12 protein-coding genes are annotated in these 18662 nt (G+C 35.6%); all 12 read left to right on the top strand.

Annotation, left to right across the window (positions count from 1 at the left end; translation table 11 throughout):
• The first annotated feature begins 175 nt into the window (after positions 1–175).
• Complete coding sequence (locus BLT04_RS13080; RefSeq protein WP_089756236.1) at positions 176–2032, top strand: BspA family leucine-rich repeat surface protein; 1857 nt, start codon at positions 176–178, stop codon at positions 2030–2032.
• Between the two features lie 57 nt (positions 2033–2089).
• Entirely contained in the window at positions 2090–2932 is an 843-nt protein-coding gene (locus BLT04_RS13075) for a T9SS type A sorting domain-containing protein (RefSeq protein WP_089756235.1), read from the top strand.
• Between the two features lie 175 nt (positions 2933–3107).
• Positions 3108–4829 carry a BspA family leucine-rich repeat surface protein gene (locus BLT04_RS13070; RefSeq protein WP_089756234.1) on the top strand — a complete coding sequence of 574 codons (1722 nt, stop codon included), beginning with the start codon at positions 3108–3110 and terminating at the stop codon, positions 4827–4829.
• Positions 4830–5313: 484 nt separating this feature from the next.
• On the top strand, positions 5314–6177 hold the full coding sequence (locus tag BLT04_RS13065) for a hypothetical protein (RefSeq protein WP_139166246.1): 864 nt from the start codon (positions 5314–5316) through the stop codon (positions 6175–6177).
• Positions 6178–6418: 241 nt separating this feature from the next.
• On the top strand, positions 6419–6862 hold the full coding sequence (rplK, locus tag BLT04_RS13060; protein WP_089756232.1) for a 50S ribosomal protein L11: 444 nt from the start codon (positions 6419–6421) through the stop codon (positions 6860–6862).
• Positions 6863–6873: 11 nt separating this feature from the next.
• Positions 6874–7566 carry a 50S ribosomal protein L1 gene (rplA, locus tag BLT04_RS13055; RefSeq protein WP_089756231.1) on the top strand — a complete coding sequence of 231 codons (693 nt, stop codon included), beginning with the start codon at positions 6874–6876 and terminating at the stop codon, positions 7564–7566.
• Positions 7567–7583: 17 nt separating this feature from the next.
• Complete coding sequence (gene rplJ, locus BLT04_RS13050; protein ID WP_089756230.1) at positions 7584–8180, top strand: 50S ribosomal protein L10; 597 nt, start codon at positions 7584–7586, stop codon at positions 8178–8180.
• A gap of 46 nt (positions 8181–8226) precedes the next feature.
• On the top strand, positions 8227–8592 hold the full coding sequence (gene rplL / locus BLT04_RS13045) for a 50S ribosomal protein L7/L12 (RefSeq protein WP_007845452.1): 366 nt from the start codon (positions 8227–8229) through the stop codon (positions 8590–8592).
• A gap of 476 nt (positions 8593–9068) precedes the next feature.
• A complete protein-coding gene (gene rpoB, locus BLT04_RS13040) occupies positions 9069–12890 on the top strand; it encodes a DNA-directed RNA polymerase subunit beta (protein WP_089756229.1) in 3822 nt (1273 codons plus the stop codon).
• 81 nt (positions 12891–12971) lie between these two features.
• Complete coding sequence (rpoC, locus tag BLT04_RS13035) at positions 12972–17237, top strand: DNA-directed RNA polymerase subunit beta' (protein WP_089756228.1); 4266 nt, start codon at positions 12972–12974, stop codon at positions 17235–17237.
• A 90-nt stretch (positions 17238–17327) separates the two neighbouring features.
• Positions 17328–17636 (top strand): DUF3467 domain-containing protein, encoded by a 309-nt coding sequence (locus BLT04_RS13030; protein WP_089756227.1) that lies wholly within the window; start codon positions 17328–17330, stop codon positions 17634–17636.
• Positions 17637–17896: 260 nt separating this feature from the next.
• The gene (locus BLT04_RS13025; protein WP_089756226.1) at positions 17897–18553 is read left to right on the top strand and encodes a Crp/Fnr family transcriptional regulator; all 657 of its coding nucleotides are present in this window, start codon (positions 17897–17899) and stop codon (positions 18551–18553) included.
• Positions 18554–18662: the final 109 nt, after the last annotated feature.

Here is an 18662-nt window from a genome sequence, read left to right as displayed (position 1 = left end):
AGCGGTCTTTTTTTATTTTAAACTGAAAAAAAAAATCAATTAATATGCTAAGATCATTCTAATTAGATGTAATTAAAATTGCTGTAAACCAATTGTTTAATGGATTTTTTAATGTGAATATTTACATAATTTATTATAATTTAAAAGTATCTTTGTAATCTTAAAACTTTAATAGATGAATCTGAAATTTTTACTTTTTGCTTTTATGATATTTTTCTCATCTGCAAAAGCACAAAACGAATTTATCACAATATGGAAACCAAGTAATCCTACAATTGGTAATCTAAATACAACTTCCACACAGATTAAATTTCCGGGAATAGGAACCAATTATACTATTTACTGGGAAGAAGTAGGGTATTTGTCACATAATGGAACATTAAGTAATATTACTTCAACAGCAGGGAATCCTGTATTGATTAATTTTGGAACTCCGCAAAATCCTACTGCTTCTAATGCAACATATAGAGTTAAAGTTAGCAATGGAAGTGGAATTTTTTCACAAATTAAATTTCTTCATAATAATATTGTAGTTGGTGATAGTGGCAAAATAATTGACCTCACACAGTGGGGAAATGTAGTTTGGACGAGTATGGCAAATGCATTTTATGGATGCGGTAAATTAGATATTACCGCTACAGATATTCCGAATTTGTCAGGAGTTTTGGATTTTTCACTAATGTTTGCTTCATGTGAAAGTCTTATAGGGAATTCCAGCTTTAACTTATGGAATATGAGTTCCGCAATTAATCTAGCTGGTATGTTTTCTTCTGCAAGAATTTTTAATGCTCCGATAGGAAATTGGAATATAGAGAATGTTACTAACATAAATAGCATGTTCAGCTTAACAATTAATTTTAACCAACCTATTGGAAATTGGAATACTAGTAAAATTATAACTATGCAAAATGTTTTTGATGGAGCGATAGCATTCAATCAATTTATTGGTAATTGGGATACCAGCAAAGTTACTAATATGTCTAGTATGTTTCAAGGTGCAAATTTTAATCAGCCTATTGGAAATTGGGATACCAGCAAAGTTACCAATATGTTCAGGATGTTTAATACAGCAATTAATTTTAATCAAGATATAGGTAATTGGAATACTGGAAATGTTTTAGACATGCAGCAAATGTTCCAATATGCTAGGGATTTCAACCAACCTATTGGGAATTGGGATACCAGCAAGGTTACAAATACACAATATATGTTTTACAATGCCAAAAATTTCAACCAGCCTATAGGCAATTGGAACGTAAGCAACGTTACAACTATGTATTATATGTTTAGTTATGCAATAAATTTTAATCAACCTATTGGCAACTGGAATACAAGTAATGTAACTAATATGGGAAATATGTTTGAACGTACAAATTTCAATCACCCCATTGGAAATTGGAATACAAGCAAGGTTACATGGATGGATTCTATGTTCAGTTATGCAACAAGCTTCAATCAACCGATAGGAAATTGGGATACAAGTAAGGTTATTTATATGAATAATATGTTTAATAATGCTACAAATTTCAATCAGGATATTGGTAATTGGAGTTTGATAAATCTATCTTTTTTATCTGGAATGTTTAAAAATTCGGGTGTTTCCTGTATTAATTATGATAAAATCTTAATAGGGTGGAAAAATAATACGAGTACCCCAAGTAATAAGAATCTAGGAGATGTAGCACCTTTAAAATATTCTGCTAATTCAGTGACAGCCAGAAATACCTTAGTTAATTCCAAAGGATGGACTATTACAGGTGATATTTATGATGCAACCTGTGCTCCTCCGTTAGCAACTTCCGAGACAACTGCTAAAGAAGACTTTATACTTTATCCGAATCCTGTGAAAAATGTACTTTACTTAAAGTCGGAAAAGAAAATGGATGATATCAAGATCTATACAATGGATGGCAAAATGGTAAAAGATATTAAACATGCAGATACATCCATTGATGTAAGTGATCTGGCTAAAGGAAATTATATCATTAAAATGATGATAGAAATAAGAACCGAAAAATTTATTAAAGAATAACAGATAAGCTATTTATTTTATTTTTTCCTATATATTTGATCTATTGATTATTCTATTATGAAAAAGACACTTTATTTTTTTTCTTTTTATACATTGTTGCTCTTTGGTACCCTGAAAGCTCAAACTATTGCAGTAAGTACAAGCTGCGGACCACAAAGTATTAATTTTAGTGGAATACAAAATTCAAGAAATTCATACATTGGAACTACCCCTGGAAACGGTTTCAACCTAAAGATTTTTTGGGATGCCACTACTTCAAGATGGGTTACGCAAGGTTGGCAAGGTGCTTACGACATAAATTATACCAGTTCGTTGAATACAAGCCCAAATCCTCCATCATTTTCAACTGGAAATTGGATTTCGTATGGATTTAGCGGTTTTTGTCCATTGACTGGATTAAGCGGTAATGGTACCACTTCAATAAATGTAGCAGTTGCGGTAACAGATGCTACATGCGGGACCTGTAATGATGGTACTGCATTGGCAACACCAAGTGGTAGTGTTTCTCCATATATATACTCATGGTCGCCAAATGGAGGTAATGCAGCAATAGCAACTAATCTTTCACCAGGTAATTATGTAGTTACCGTAACCGGAGCTGACAATAACTCCATTCAAAAAAATATTACTATTGGTAATGTACTTGCCACCAGTGAATCGCAACAGCAAAGTAATGTTAGTGTTTTTCCCACCAGAGCAAAGGATTTTATAACAATAAAGTCTGATATTAAGTCACCTACGAAAGCTGAGTTGTATGATTCTACAGGGAAAAAAGTAATGGATATCGTATTGAAAGACTCTGCTACCCAAGTGGATGTTTCAGGACTTTCCGCTGGCATGTATTTTTTTAAGTTACAAACAAAGGGAGGAATAAAGATTCAGAAAATAATTAAACAATAAGTGTAATTATGATTAATTTGTATTACTTCTGCCAGTGAAATTATTAAAGAAAACACAGAAACTGCTTGATGTATGCTTGTGAAAAAGAATAAAATAAGAATATATTTCTAATAATCAGTATTTTACGTTCATTGTTTCTATTTTATATTGTACCTTAGTTGTATACATATTTCTAATGGAAGCAAGATTTTTACTTTTTGCTTTTATGATATTTTTTTCATCATTAAAAGCTCAGAATGAATTTATCACTGTCTGGAAACCCGCTAATCCTACAATGGGTAGCCTGAATACAACTTCCACACAGATTAAGTTTTCAGGGAAAGGAACCGATTACAATATTTATTGGGAAGAAGTTGGCTATCCAGTACATTCAGGGAATTTGAACCATATTACTTCAACAATTGGAAATCCTGTACTGATCGATTTTGGAACACCTAATAATCCTGTTCCGGCTGATGCAACATATATTGTAAAAATAAGCAATGGTAACGGCAGCTTTTCTCAAATTAAATTTTTTGATAATGGCTATGTAGGTGATATCAAAAAAATCATTCAGGTATCTCAATGGGGCAATATCGTCTGGACAACTATGACCAGTGCATTTTTCTATTGTTCGGAATTAGATGTCACTGCCACTGATGTTCCCAATCTTACCAATGTCTCAGATTGTTCCCAAATGTTTCGGGATTGTAGTAGTCTTGTTGGTAATGCAAGTTTTAATGCATGGGATACGGGTTCAATAACAAATATGAGCCTTATGTTTTGCTTTGATCCTCTTTTTAATCAGTCTCTGTCAAACTGGGATACAAGCAATGTTACTACTATGAATAGTATGTTTACCGGAGCTGCAGCTTTTAATCAGCCCATAGGAAACTGGGATACAAGCAATGTTACCAATATGACCGGAATGTTTTATAATGCATCATCATTTAATCAGCCCATAGGAAATTGGGATGTAGGAAATGTTTTGTATATGAACGGATTATTTTTAAATGCAGTTTCTTTTAATCAACCCTTAGAAAATTGGGACTTGGGGAATGTTTATTTATTAAATGATATGTTTTCTAATGCCGCTGCATTTAATCAACCCATAGGAAACTGGAATACAAGTCATGTTACCATTATGAATCACATGTTTGCCAATGCTACATCTTTTAATCAGCCTATTGGAAACTGGAATACAGTAAATGTTACGGTTATGAGCAGCATGTTTAACAACGCCACTTCATTTAATCAACCTATAGGAAACTGGAATACAGCAAATGTTTCAAATATGAATAGTATGTTTAACAATGCTACTTCTTTTAATCAGTTTATAGGAAATTGGAATACAGGAAATGTCTTAAATATGGGGTATATGTTTTCTAATGCTACCGCTTTTAATCAATCTTTAGAAAATTGGAATTTATCAAAACTAAATTCATTTAATTCAGCTAATGACATGTTTTCTTTATCAGGGCTTTCCTGTGTCAATTATGACAATACATTAATAGGATGGGCAAATAATTCTAATACAGCTAATAATATTAATTTAGGAAATGCGGCCCCATTAAAGTATTCTTCTAATGCGGTTGCTGCCAGAAATATTTTACTAAGCAAAGGATGGACTATTACAGGTGATATTTATAATGCAACCTGTGCTCCTCCGTTAGCAACTTCCGAGACAACTGCTAAAGAAAACTTTATACTTTATCCGAATCCTGTGAAAAATGTACTTTACATAAAGTCGGAAAAGAAAATGTATGATATCAAGATCTATACAATGGATGGCAGAATGGTAAAAGATATAAAACATGCAGATACATCCATTGATGTAAGTGATCTGCTTAAAGGAAATTATATCATTAAAATGATGATAGAAAAAGAAATAAGAAGTGAAAAGTTTATTAAAGAATAGTATGGCAAAGTGTTTATTTTGCTTATAAAGTTATTTGAAGAATGGAAATTTCTGTTTATATATGGTTGAAAAACTCCAATGGATTTAAGCTATATGCAAGTAGAAAAAGTATAATAATTACTTTATAGATAAAATTTAAAGACTGCTGAAAAGCGGTATTTTTTATTTTACGCATCAGATAATTAATTTATTTTCAATTTAGAGTGAGTAATTTTTTAAGCATTTATTTTAAATTATAGAATTAATTTTTGATTTTAAAATTTCACATACAATGGAAAAATAATCTGTTTTTAAATTAAAATCTATTTCATATTTAAGTGAAAATCAGCAAATTGCTTTTTATATTTTCTGTTTTGGAATAATCATATAATTAATTTTAGGATGAATTAGATTTTCAAAATATTTTTTTGAAAAATACTTTATCATTATTTTGTTTGAATATTGCATATTTCTACATTTGTTGAAATTTAAAAAACAAAAATACATGGTGAAAAAATTATTGACGGTGACTATAGTTTGCTTTTATTGCTTATTAAACGCACAAGTAGGGATAAATACAACCAATCCACAAGGTATATTTCACATAGACGGAGGCAAAGACAATCCTAAAACCGGAGTTCCTTCTATAGTCCAGCAATCCAACGATTTTATAGTTAATGCAAGTACAGGAATAGGGCAGGGTACGATATCGGTAGGAGTTGGGACGACAAATCCTACGGAACGTCTCGATTTGGCAAACGGAAATTTAAGGATAAGAGATATAAACAGTACGATAGGCACAGGATCAGATAAATTATTAGTGGCAGATAACAACGGGGTGATAAAACTTGCAGGTGGAGAAGGATTTTCAGTTAATGACTCCGGAAACAGAATTCTGGATGCTAAAAGTGGGGCTACTCTTTCTGCAGACAATGACTGGAATGATAATGAATTTACAACCTTAAAGCTGAATGAGCAATATGATGCCATGAATTCTTATGATCCTTCAACAGGTGAATTTACAATACCTAAAGATGGTCTTTATTTTATGTATGGCGTCTGTGGCTTTATTACCCCTCAAAGTGGGTCCGGCGTTTTTGACGGGACTTCCGGAGATGCCTTTACAGCGATTGTTGTCGATGGCGGCAGGGTTTCAACCGCTCATAATGTAATATTCAGAGGTGCAAAAAATCCCGGGACAAATGCTAATTTATTCTTTTTAGTTGCCAATTCTACATTATGGCTGAAGGCCGGGCAGAAAATTACGTTGCAGTTTTTAACGTATGGTACAAGCAATATGGTCGGCTCTCTAAGCGATCTTAAGATTGATAAATCTTCTTCACGATTCGTAATAAACAAGATATTATAATATTTTTTTTTCTAAACATCTGTGTGATCCTTTCTTATCAGCTTTGATAAGAAAGGTTTTTATCTTTAATTAAAATAAAATTAATTAAATCTTCTAAAAATCAGCAGCATCCGTTTGCTAATTCAAAAATATTTCATAATTTTGCAGTCCGAAAAGTAGGTTTGCTGTATGTGAGTCGGTAAATCTGCTGAATAATAAATGCTTCCAAACTCATTAATTATTCAATTTTAAAAAACAAAAAATGGCTAAAAAAGTCTTTAAAATGGTAAAACTTCAGGTGAAAGGTGGCGCTGCCAACCCTTCTCCACCAGTAGGCCCGGCATTGGGTTCTGCAGGTGTGAACATCATGGAGTTTTGTAAACAATTTAACGGAAGAACTCAGGATAAGCCAGGGCAAGTTTTACCTGTAGTAATTACAGTGTACGAAGACAAATCTTTTGAATTCGTAATTAAAACTCCACCTGCAGCAATTCAATTAATGGATGCGGCTAAAATCAAAGGAGGATCCGGAGAACCAAACAGAAACAAAGTAGGTGCTGTATCTTGGGATCAGGTGAAAAAAATCGCTGAAGATAAAATGGCAGACCTTAACTGCTTTACAATGGATTCAGCTATTTCTATGGTTGCAGGTACTGCAAGATCTATGGGATTAAGAGTAACAGGAACTAAACCAACTAACGCTTAAAACTTATTGAAATGGCAAAATTAACTAAAAAGCAAAAAGAAGCTTTAAGCAAAGTAGAAAAAGGTAGAATTTACAACCTTGAAGAAGGTTCTGCTCTTGTAAAAGAAGTAAACACTGCAAAGTTTGACGCTTCTGTAGATATCGCTGTAAGATTAGGTGTAGATCCAAGAAAAGCAAACCAAATGGTAAGAGGTGTTGTATCTCTTCCACACGGTACTGGTAAAGATATTAAAGTTTTGGCTTTGGTAACTCCGGATAAAGAAGCTGAAGCTAAAGAAGCAGGTGCTGATTATGTAGGTCTTGACGAGTATTTACAAAAAATAAAAGACGGTTGGACAGATGTTGACGTTATCGTTACCATGCCGGCTGTTATGGGTAAACTAGGACCTTTAGGTAGAGTTTTAGGACCAAGAGGTTTAATGCCTAACCCTAAATCAGGTACTGTAACTATGGAAATTGGTAAAGCAGTAACTGAAGTGAAAGCAGGTAAAATTGATTTCAAAGTAGATAAATACGGTATTATCCACGCTGGTATTGGTAAAGTATCTTTCGATGCTGCTAAAATCAAGGAGAATGCTCAGGAATTAATTTCTACATTGATCAAAATGAAACCAACTGCTGCTAAAGGAACATATGTAAAAAGCATTTATTTGTCTTCTACAATGAGCCCGGGTATTGCAATTGATACTAAATCTGTTAACTAATATAAATCCTTAAGACAATGACAAAAGACCAAAAAGTTGTAGCAATACAAGAGATCAAAGACTTGCTTCAGGATGCAAAAGTAGTATACGTAGCAGATCTAGACGGATTGAACGCTGCTAAGTCTTCAGAATTCAGAAGACAGGCTTTCAAACAAAATATCAAAGTAAAAGTGGTAAAAAATACGCTTTTACAAAAAGCAATGGAACAAATGGAAGGAGTAGATTACTCTGAAATGTTCCAGACTTTTAAAGGAAACTCTGCATTAATGGTTTCTGAGACTGCAAACGGTCCGGCAAAATTAATCCAGGGATTCAGAAAAAAAGAAGAAAAGCCTGCTTTAAAATCAGCTTTTGTTCAGGAAACATTCTACGTTGGAGACGAAAACTTAGCTGCACTTGCGAACATCAAGTCTAGAGAAGAAATGATCGGAGAAATCATCGGATTACTTCAATCTCCAATCCAAAGAGTTGTTTCTGCTCTTCAAAACAAACCTGAAACAGTAGAAGCTAAAGCTGAAGAAGCTGCTGCGCCTGCTGTAGAAGAAACTCCTGCTGAGGCGGCTCCGGAAGCTCCTGCTGCAGAAAGCACGGAAGAAACTCCAAGTGCTGAATAATTACACTCAAAAAATTAAATAAATAATCAACAAAAACATTACAACAATGTCAGATTTAAAAAATTTAGCTGAAACGCTAGTAAACTTAACGGTAAAAGACGTAAACGAATTAGCTACTATCCTTAAGGATGAGTACGGAATTGAGCCAGCTGCTGCTGCTGTAGTAGTTGCTGCAGGTGGTGGAGAAGCTGCTGAAGAAAAGACTGAATTCGACGTAATTCTTAAGTCTGCAGGTGCTTCTAAATTAGCCATCGTTAAATTGGTAAAAGATTTAACTGGTGCTGGTCTTAAAGAAGCTAAAGATATCGTAGACGGTGCTCCTGCTCCAATCAAAACTGGTATCTCTAAAGACGAAGCTGAAGCTCTTAAGAAGCAATTAGAAGAAGCTGGTGCTGAAGTAGAATTGAAATAATTCAATTTACCTTTAAAATATGAAGCCTGAACAAATTGTTCAGGCTTTTTTATTGCATAATAGCAAGTGATTTTTTTATTCAACAATAAATGAATAGTACAACAATAGTGATTTATTTGTGAATGTGGATAAGTTTTTGTAAATTTGCAGTCTCTTTTGGCGCGAAAAATTGTTTGTAAATCTATAAAATACTAAAAGTCAACTCTTTCATGAAGATGAAAGGGCTTTCGTGTATATAGATATTGCGGCGAATTCTGCCTCAAAAGTAATAAAAATATTTTGCATTACGCTGTGAAAAGATATACCAGCGTTGCAGTTAGGAATAAGATTCTGAGAATCAAGAGAAAAAAATGAAGACATTTTCTAATAGCGCCAAACATTATTAAGTCTTTTTTCTTTTATCTGACCTCTTTTTCTTCTTTCTGATATTTTTTAATAAAATCAAAATATTTTTTAACCCTTTCTTTAAAAGTTTTATGAGTAAAACAACAGCAACAACTAGGGGAAATCAGAGAATTAATTTCTCTTCAGCGAAAGGAAAAATTATTACTCCGGACTTCTTGGATATCCAAATTGAGTCTTTTAGTGAGTTTTTCCAGCTTGATACACTTCCTGAAGACAGAAGAAGTGAAGGTTTGTATAAGACCTTCCAGGAAAATTTCCCGATTACCGACTCTAGAAACCAATTCGTTTTGGAATTCTTAGATTATTTGGTAGATTCTCCACGTTATTCAATCGATGAGTGTGTGGAAAGAGGATTGACGTATTCAGTACCTCTTAAAGCAAGACTTAAACTGTATTGTACAGACCCTGAGCACGAGGATTTCCAGACCGTGGTGCAGGATGTATATTTAGGGCCGGTTCCTTATATGACGCCTAGTGGATCTTTCATCATCAATGGTGCTGAGAGAGTTATTGTTACGCAGCTTCACCGTTCACCTGGTGTATTCTTCGGACAGACTTACCACGCAAACGGAACCAAACTTTATTATTCAAGAATTATCCCTTTCAAAGGATCTTGGATGGAATTTACTACGGATATCAACAGCGTAATGTATGCGTATATTGACCGTAAGAAAAAGTTACCATTAACTACTTTATTAAGAGCTATCGGATTTGAATCTGATAAAGACATTCTTCAGATCTTCGACCTTGCGGAAGAAGTGAAGGTTTCTAAAGCAGCCCTTAAAAAAGTGGAAGGAAGAACATTGGCTGCGAGAGTATTGAACACTTGGTTCGAGGATTTCGTAGACGAAGATACAGGAGAGGTTGTTTCTATCGAAAGAAACGAAATCATCCTAGACAGAGAAACGATTCTTGAAAAAGAACATTTAGATCTTATTCTTGATGCTGGTGTGAAGTCTATTTTGATTCACAAAGAAAACAGCAACGAGTTCTCTATCATTCAAAACACTTTACAAAAAGACCCTACCAACTCTGAAAAAGAAGCGGTAGAGTATATTTATCGTCAGTTAAGAAATGCAGATCCACCAGATGAGGAAACTGCAAGAGGAATTATTGAAAAATTATTCTTCTCTGAGCAAAGATATTCATTGGGTGAAGTTGGACGTTACAGACTAAACAAAAAGTTAGGTCTTAATATCCCTACTACAACTGAGGTTCTTACAAAAGAAGATATCATTGCGATCGTAAGACACTTGATCGAGCTTGTAAACTCTAAAGCTGAGGTTGATGATATTGACCACTTATCAAACAGAAGAATTAAAACTGTTGGTGAGCAATTGGCAGGACAGTTCGGTGTAGGTCTTTCAAGAATTGCAAGAACGATTAAGGAGAGAATGAACGTTAGAGATAACGAAATCTTTACTCCGCTAGATCTTGTTAATGCTAAAACTTTAACATCTGTAATCAACTCGTTCTTCGGTACCAACCAGCTTTCTCAGTTTATGGACCAAACCAACCCGCTATCAGAAATCACGCACAAGCGTAGACTTTCTGCACTAGGGCCTGGTGGTTTATCAAGAGAAAGAGCAGGTTTTGAGGTGCGTGACGTTCACCATACTCACTACGGAAGAATTTGCCCGATTGAAACTCCGGAAGGACCAAACATCGGTTTGATTTCATCTTTAGGTATTTATGCTAAAATCAACAGACTAGGTTTCATCGAAACTCCATATAGAAAAGTAGAAGATAGTAAAATTGATCTTACTGCTGATCCTATTTATCTGAATGCAGAAGACGAAGAAGACAAAGTAATTGCTCAGGCAAACGTTGAGTTGAATGATAACGGTGAATTCTTAACAGACAGAATTATTGCAAGACTAGATGGTGACTACCCGGTAGTTGAGCCATCTCAGGTTAACCTTATCGACGTTGCACCAAACCAGATTTCTGGTATTTCAGCTTCATTAATTCCATTCTTGGAGCATGATGATGCGAACCGTGCGTTGATGGGTTCAAACATGATGCGTCAGGCAGTTCCTCTATTGAAGCCACAAGCTCCAATCGTAGGTACAGGTCTGGAACAGCAAGTTGCGAAAGATTCTAGAATTTTGATCAATGCTGAAGGTACTGGTATCGTAGAATACGTAGATGCCGACAGAATTGTTATTAAATATGAAAGAAGCGAAGACGAAGATTTAGTACAATTCGAGTCTGCTACTAAAACATATAACTTAACTAAGTTTAGAAAAACCAACCAGAGTACAACCATTACACTTAGACCAAACGTAAGAGTAGGGGAAACAGTGCAGAAAGGACAGGTGCTTTGCGACGGTTATGCTACTGAAAACGGAGAATTGGCTCTTGGTAGAAACTTAGTGGTTGCCTTCATGCCTTGGAAAGGATACAACTTTGAGGATGCAATTGTAATCAATGAAAAAGTTGTACGTGAAGACTGGTTTACTTCAATCCACGTGGATGAGTATTCTCTGGAAGTTCGTGATACTAAATTAGGTATGGAAGAATTGACAGCAGATATTCCAAACGTTTCTGAAGAAGCTACAAAAGATCTTGACGAAAACGGGATGATCAGAATAGGTGCTGAAGTGAAGCCTGGAGATATTATGATCGGTAAGATCACTCCAAAAGGTGAATCTGACCCGACTCCTGAAGAAAAACTTTTGAGAGCGATCTTTGGTGACAAAGCCGGTGATGTAAAAGATGCTTCATTAAAAGCAGATTCTTCATTAAGAGGTGTTGTGATCAACAAAAAATTGTTCTCCAGAAATATTAAGGACAAAAAGAAAAGAACTGAAGAAAAACTTAAGCTTGAAGAGATTGAAAACACTTACAAGGCTAAGTTTGATGAATTGAGAAATACTTTAATCGAAAAATTAAACACTTTAGTTAGCGGTAAAACTTCTCAGGGAGTTACCAATGACTTAGATGAAGAAATTATCGGTAAAGGGGTAAAATTCACTCACAAATTATTGACTTCAGTTGAAGATTACGTAAATGTAAGCGGTGCAGACTGGACAGTTGATAACGATAAGAATGAATTAATCAAACAATTAATTCACAATTATAAAATCAAGTTCAATGATATTCAAGGGGTTAAAAACCGTGAGAAATTCGCAATTTCTATCGGTGATGAGCTTCCTGCAGGTATCATGAAGCTGGCTAAAGTTTATATTGCTAAAAAACGTAAGCTGAATGTAGGGGATAAAATGGCAGGACGTCACGGTAACAAAGGTATCGTTTCGAGAATCGTTCGTGAAGAAGATATGCCATTCCTTGAAGACGGAACACCGGTAGATATCGTTTTGAATCCACTTGGAGTACCTTCTCGTATGAACATCGGACAGATTTATGAAACAGTTCTTGGATGGGCTGGTCAGAAATTAGGAATGACGTTCGCTACACCAATCTTCGATGGAGCTACGCTTGATCAGATCACTGAGTACACAGAAAAAGCAGGTCTTCCTAAATTCGGTAACACTCACCTTTATGATGGTGGTACCGGGGAAAGATTTACTCAGCCGGCTACAGTAGGTGTGATCTACATGCTGAAATTAGGACACATGGTAGATGACAAAATGCACGCACGTTCTATCGGACCTTACTCATTGATTACTCAGCAGCCGTTAGGAGGTAAAGCTCAGTTCGGTGGTCAGAGATTCGGAGAGATGGAGGTTTGGGCTCTTGAAGCATTCGGAGCATCAAATATCCTGAGAGAAATTTTAACCGTGAAGTCAGATGACGTGATTGGTAGAGCAAAAACTTATGAAGCTATCGCGAAAGGTGAAGCAATGCCTGAACCAGGTATTCCGGAATCATTCAATGTATTACTTCACGAGTTACAAGGACTTGGACTTGATGTAAGACTAGAGGAATAATTTTAAATTTTGAATGTTGAATTTTGAATTAATTCAGAATTTAAATCCAAAATTTATAATCCAAAATCTAAAATCTAAAAAATGTCAAATAAAAATAAATCAAGTAGATTTAATAAAATAACCATCGGTTTAGCTTCACCGGAGTCTATTTTACAAGACTCAAGAGGGGAGGTTTTAAAGCCGGAAACTATTAACTACAGAACGCACAAGCCTGAGAGAGACGGGTTGTTCTGTGAAAAAATCTTCGGTCCTGTAAAGGATTACGAATGTGCTTGTGGTAAATACAAGAGAATTCGTTACAAGGGGATCGTTTGTGACCGTTGTGGAGTAGAAGTTACGGAGAAGAAAGTAAGAAGAGAGAGAATCGGGCACATCAATTTGGTAGTTCCTATCGCTCACATCTGGTATTTCCGTTCTTTACCAAACAAAATCGGTTACCTTTTAGGAATTCCTTCTAAGAAATTAGATATGATCATCTACTACGAAAGATATGTAGTGATCCAACAGGGTATTGCTAAAAAATTAGACGGTTCTGATTTTGAAAGCATGGAATTTTTAACTGAAGAAGAGTACCTTGATATCATGGAAACTCTTCCTGTTGAAAACCAGTATCTTGATGATTCTGATCCAAACAAATTCATCGCCAGAATGGGTGCTGAAGCTGTTGAAGATCTGTTAAAAAGAATCGATCTTGATGCCTTGTCTTTCGATTTGAGACACAAAGCTCACAACGAAGGTTCAAAACAAAGAAGAACTGAGGCTTTAAAAAGATTGAACGTTGTAGAAGCATTGAGAGGTGCTAATACAAGAATGATCAACAAGCCTGAGTGGATGATTATGCGTGTGCTTCCGGTTATACCACCAGAGCTGAGACCATTGGTTCCGTTGGATGGTGGGCGTTTCGCAACTTCCGATTTGAATGACCTTTATAGAAGAGTTATTATCAGAAACAACCGTTTGAAGAGATTATTGGAGATCAAAGCTCCTGAAGTAATCTTGAGAAACGAGAAGCGTATGCTTCAGGAATCAGTAGATTCATTATTCGATAATACAAGAAAATCTTCAGCCGTAAAATCTGAATCAAACAGACCATTGAAATCACTTTCTGATTCATTGAAAGGTAAGCAAGGTCGTTTCCGTCAGAACTTATTAGGTAAAAGGGTAGATTACTCTGCGCGTTCCGTAATTGTTGTAGGTCCAAACTTACAGCTTCACGAATGTGGTATTCCTAAAGATATGGCTGCGGAATTGTACAAACCATTTATCATTAGAAAACTAATTGAAAGAGGGATTGTAAAAACAGTAAAATCTGCAAAGAGAATTATTGATAGAAAAGAACCGGTAGTTTATGATATCCTTGAAAACGTGATGAAAGGTCACCCTGTTTTATTAAACAGAGCACCTACGCTTCACAGATTGGGTATTCAGGCTTTCCAACCTAAGATGATTGAGGGTAAAGCGATCCAACTACACCCGTTAGTAACAACAGCCTTCAACGCCGATTTCGATGGTGACCAGATGGCGGTACACTTACCGTTAGGCCCTGAAGCGATCCTTGAAGCTCAGTTATTGATGTTAGGTTCTCAAAATATTTTGAACCCTGCAAACGGTTCTCCAATTACGGTACCTTCTCAGGACATGGTTCTTGGTCTTTATTTCATGACTAAAGAATTGAGCTCTACAGAAGATATGAAAGTAAAAGGAGAAGGTCTTGCATTCTATTCTCCTGAGGAAGCGGAAATCGCTTATGCTGAAGGAAAAGTTTCTTTAAACGCTAAAGTAAGATGTAGATTACCTGTTAAAGAAAACGGAGAATTAGTAACAAGATTAATCGAAACTACAGTAGGTAGAATCTTATTCAACCAGATTGTACCTAAACAGTCAGGATATATTAATGAGCTTCTTACTAAGAAATCTTTAAGAAATATTATCGGTAGAGTACTTGATGATACAGATTTCCCTACAACAGTGAAGTTCCTGGATGCAATGAAAGATTTAGGATATTCTAATGCATTCAAGGGAGGTCTTTCATTCTCATTAGGTGACATCGTGGTTCCTGTTGAGAAAAAGAAAATGATTGCCAGCTCAATCGAAACTGTTGACGAAATTAGAGCCAACTATAACATGGGTCTAATCACAGATACAGAACGTTATAACCAGGTAATTGACGTTTGGACAAACACCAACGCAGGATTAACTGAAATGATCATGAGCAGAATGAAAGTCGACCAAGGTGGATTCAACTCTGTATATATGATGCTTGATTCCGGGGCGAGGGGTTCTAAGGAACAGATCCGTCAGTTATCAGGGATGAGAGGTTTGATGGCGAAACCGCAAAAAGCTGGTTCTACCGGTGCGGAGATCATCGAAAACCCGATTCTTGCCAACTTTAAGGAAGGTCTTTCGATCCTTGAGTATTTTATCTCTACTCACGGTGCGCGTAAAGGTCTTGCGGATACCGCCCTTAAAACTGCCGATGCCGGTTACTTAACCAGAAGATTGGTAGACGTTGCGCAGGATGTTATCGTTACAGAAGCAGACTGTGGAACTTTAAGAGGTACTGAAGTTACTGCACTGAAGAAAAATGACGAAATCGTTGAAAGAATTTCTGAAAGAATTTTAGGTAGAGTTTCATTACATAATATCTATGATCCTGAATCTGATGAGTTAATTGCTGAAGCAGATCAGATCATCAACGAAACGTTGGCTAAGAGAATTGAAGAAGCCGGATTAGAAGCCGTTGAAGTTCGTTCACCATTAACTTGTGAAGCTAAGAAAGGTATCTGTGCGAAATGCTACGGTAGAAACTTAGCAACAGGTAAAGTAATTCACATGGGTGAAGCGGTAGGTGTAATCGGTGCACAATCTATTGGTGAGCCGGGAACTCAGTTAACATTGAGAACCTTCCACCAAGGGGGTACTGCAGGTAACGTTTCTGAAAACCCTTCAATCGTGGCAAGAAGAGACGGTATCGTTGAAATGGATGAGGTAAGAACAATTACTTCTGAAGATGAAAGCGGTAACACTGCTGAGGTAGTGGTTTCCCGTTCTACGGAATTCAGATTGGTTGCTGATAACGAGTCCAGAACTCCATTAATGATCGCTAACGTACCTTACGGATCTATATTAGCTGTAAAACCAGGTGATAAAGTGAAAAAAGGAGATGTGATCTGTAAGTGGGATCCGTATAACGCGGTTATCATTGCAGAAACTGCCGGTAAGGTAGAATATGAAGATATCATCCAGGGTATTTCATTCCAATTGGAAATTGACGAACAGACAGGATTCGAAGAGAAAGTAATCTCTGAATCTAGAAATAAGAAAGCCGTACCTACCCTGAAGGTGGTAGATTCTAAAGGGGTTGAGCAGAAAGCATACAACTTACCGGTAGGAGCCCACTTAATGGTAAACGATGGTGAAAAAATTAAGGCTGGTAAAGTTTTAATTAAAATCCCGAGAAAATCTGCAAAAGCAGGGGATATCACCGGAGGTCTTCCGAGAGTTACCGAATTATTCGAAGCAAGAAACCCTTCAAACCCGGCGGTTGTTACAGAAATCGATGGGGTAGTTTCTTACGGAAAAATCAAGAGAGGTAACCGAGAATTGATCGTTGAGGCTAAAACCGGGGAAAGAAAAATTTATTTAGTTAAATTATCAAACCAGATCCTGGTTCAGGAGAATGACTTCGTAAGAGCTGGTTCTCCGCTTTCTGACGGTTCAATTACTCCGGAAGATATCTTAAGAATTAAAGGCCCAACTGCAGTTCAGGAATATTTAGTAAATGAAATTCAGGAAGTTTACCGTTTACAAGGGGTAAAAATCGACGACAAGCACTTCGAAATCATCGTAAGACAGATGATGACAAAAGTATCTATCGTTGACGGAGGTGATACTCAGTTCCTTGAAGGGGCTCTTGAACATAAATATGATTTCTTGGAGGAAAACAACAGAGTATTCGGTCTTAAAGTAGTTACAGATGCCGGTGATTCGAAAGAATTTAAGCCAGGTCAGATGATCACTGCGAGAGAATTAAGAGACGAAAATTCTAAGTTGAAGCGTGAAGATCAAGCTTTAGTAGAAGTAAGAGACGCTTTACCAGCTACAGCAACGCCTGTATTGCAAGGTATTACAAGAGCAGCTCTTCAAACTAAGTCATTCATGTCTGCAGCATCATTCCAGGAAACGACTAAGGTTCTTAACGAAGCAGCGGTTGCAGGTAAGGTAGACTACTTGAGTGGTCTTAAAGAAAATGTAATTGTAGGACACAGAATCCCTGCAGGTACAGGTCTTAAAGAATACCAAAATGTAATCGTAGGTTCTAAAAAAGAATTCGAAGACCTTAACTAAAATTAATGATTTGAAATTTGAGGTTTGAAATTATTTTTATACTTTCACAATCTCAAATTTCGAATTTTATAAAAAAATATAATTTAGACAATGGACAATCAAAATCAAAACCCACAAGACGGGAACATCAACATCGAATTAAACGAAATGGTAGCTGCAGGAGTTTACGCTAATTTAGCATTAGTAAACCACTCTCCATCTGAGTTTGTAGTAGATTTTATCCAATTAATGCCGGGGGTACAACAAGCTAAAGTAAGATCAAGAATCATTCTTGCTCCACTTCACGCTAAGAGAGTTTTATCTGCTCTTCAACAAAATATCACTAATTACGAGCAGCAATTTGGAGAAATCAAAGAAGTTGAGCCTTTCGTATTAGGTGGAAACAACGTTCAAGCATAAGATTTTTCTTATCATAAATAAAAGATGCCTCAATTTCGATTGGGGCATTTTTTTGTGAAATTCAGTAATAAAAGTTCCTTTTATGGTGAAATAATAGTGGAAATTTGATATCATTTTTTTAATATTCAGGTTAAATGTATTAAGCATTTAAGTAAGATTTAATGCTAATTTCCTCAATAATTATTAAATATTTTTAATAGTTTAAAAAAATACCACAGCAATTGTTCAATTTTATATATTTGTTTATAAATTTTGATACAATGGATGTGATAAACAATCAGTTTATTCTTAATAAATTTGGTTTCTTAGGCAGCGATTTTACGAATGAACTTCAAAAGCACGCTATCATTACCAATATAAAAGGTAAAACTGAAATTACCAGAGAAGGGCAAAAGAACAAATTTGTGCCTTTCCTAATAAGCGGTTCTATAAAAGTATATTCTCTGAACGACGGCAGGGAGTTGATCTACTATTATGTACGGCCTCATGACAGCTGCCTCATGACTTTTGCCTCAATTTTTAGTGATTATACAAGTAAGGTGTATGCAACAACTGAAGAAGATTCTGAAGTGATGTTGATCCCTGTTTCTGTGATGCATGACTGGCTCATTAAATTTCCTGAAATCAACAGAGTTTTTTATAACGAATACGACAAACGCTTTTCTGATGTAATGAATATGGTAAATGATGCCGTATTCCATAAGCTTGATAAAAGAGTTTTAAATTATATCAAACAGCAGATCTTGATTACAGGGAATAATCCCGTAAAGCTTACTCATAAAGAAATTGCCAATAATTTGGGAACTTCAAGGGAAGTTGTAAGCCGGGTTTTGAAAAAAATTGAAAATGAAGGAGAAATTTCCCAGACCAAAGAAGGAATAAAAATCCTTGAAAATGAAAATGTTAGACAGTTCTAATAAAAAATGTTTAGCTTTTTTAATAGTATGATTGATAAAAACTATATAGTAGGTGACTTTTATCACACGATTATGAATTGATAACTCTATAAGTTTGCTATACTAAATA

Origin of the sequence: Chryseobacterium soldanellicola (assembly GCF_900100115.1) — a bacterium.
Taxonomy (GTDB): domain Bacteria; phylum Bacteroidota; class Bacteroidia; order Flavobacteriales; family Weeksellaceae; genus Chryseobacterium; species Chryseobacterium soldanellicola.
The sequence above is the reverse complement of the archived record's forward strand: the minus strand, read 5'-3'. Positions and strand labels throughout refer to the sequence as shown.

Bases quoted from the DNA above. Each gene is read 5' to 3' on its own strand.
- BLT04_RS13080 (WP_089756236.1), top strand. From the start codon at position 176: ATGAATCTGAAATTTTTACTTTTTGCTTTTATGATATTTTTCTCATCT.
- BLT04_RS13075 (WP_089756235.1), top strand. From the start codon at position 2,090: ATGAAAAAGACACTTTATTTTTTTTCTTTTTATACATTGTTGCTCTTT.
- BLT04_RS13070 (WP_089756234.1), top strand. From the start codon at position 3,108: ATGGAAGCAAGATTTTTACTTTTTGCTTTTATGATATTTTTTTCATCA.
- BLT04_RS13065 (WP_139166246.1), top strand. From the start codon at position 5,314: ATGGTGAAAAAATTATTGACGGTGACTATAGTTTGCTTTTATTGCTTA.
- rplK (WP_089756232.1), top strand. From the start codon at position 6,419: ATGGCTAAAAAAGTCTTTAAAATGGTAAAACTTCAGGTGAAAGGTGGC.
- rplA (WP_089756231.1), top strand. From the start codon at position 6,874: ATGGCAAAATTAACTAAAAAGCAAAAAGAAGCTTTAAGCAAAGTAGAA.
- rplJ (WP_089756230.1), top strand. From the start codon at position 7,584: ATGACAAAAGACCAAAAAGTTGTAGCAATACAAGAGATCAAAGACTTG.
- rplL (WP_007845452.1), top strand. From the start codon at position 8,227: ATGTCAGATTTAAAAAATTTAGCTGAAACGCTAGTAAACTTAACGGTA.
- rpoB (WP_089756229.1), top strand. From the start codon at position 9,069: ATGAGTAAAACAACAGCAACAACTAGGGGAAATCAGAGAATTAATTTC.
- rpoC (WP_089756228.1), top strand. From the start codon at position 12,972: ATGTCAAATAAAAATAAATCAAGTAGATTTAATAAAATAACCATCGGT.
- BLT04_RS13030 (WP_089756227.1), top strand. From the start codon at position 17,328: ATGGACAATCAAAATCAAAACCCACAAGACGGGAACATCAACATCGAA.
- BLT04_RS13025 (WP_089756226.1), top strand. From the start codon at position 17,897: ATGGATGTGATAAACAATCAGTTTATTCTTAATAAATTTGGTTTCTTA.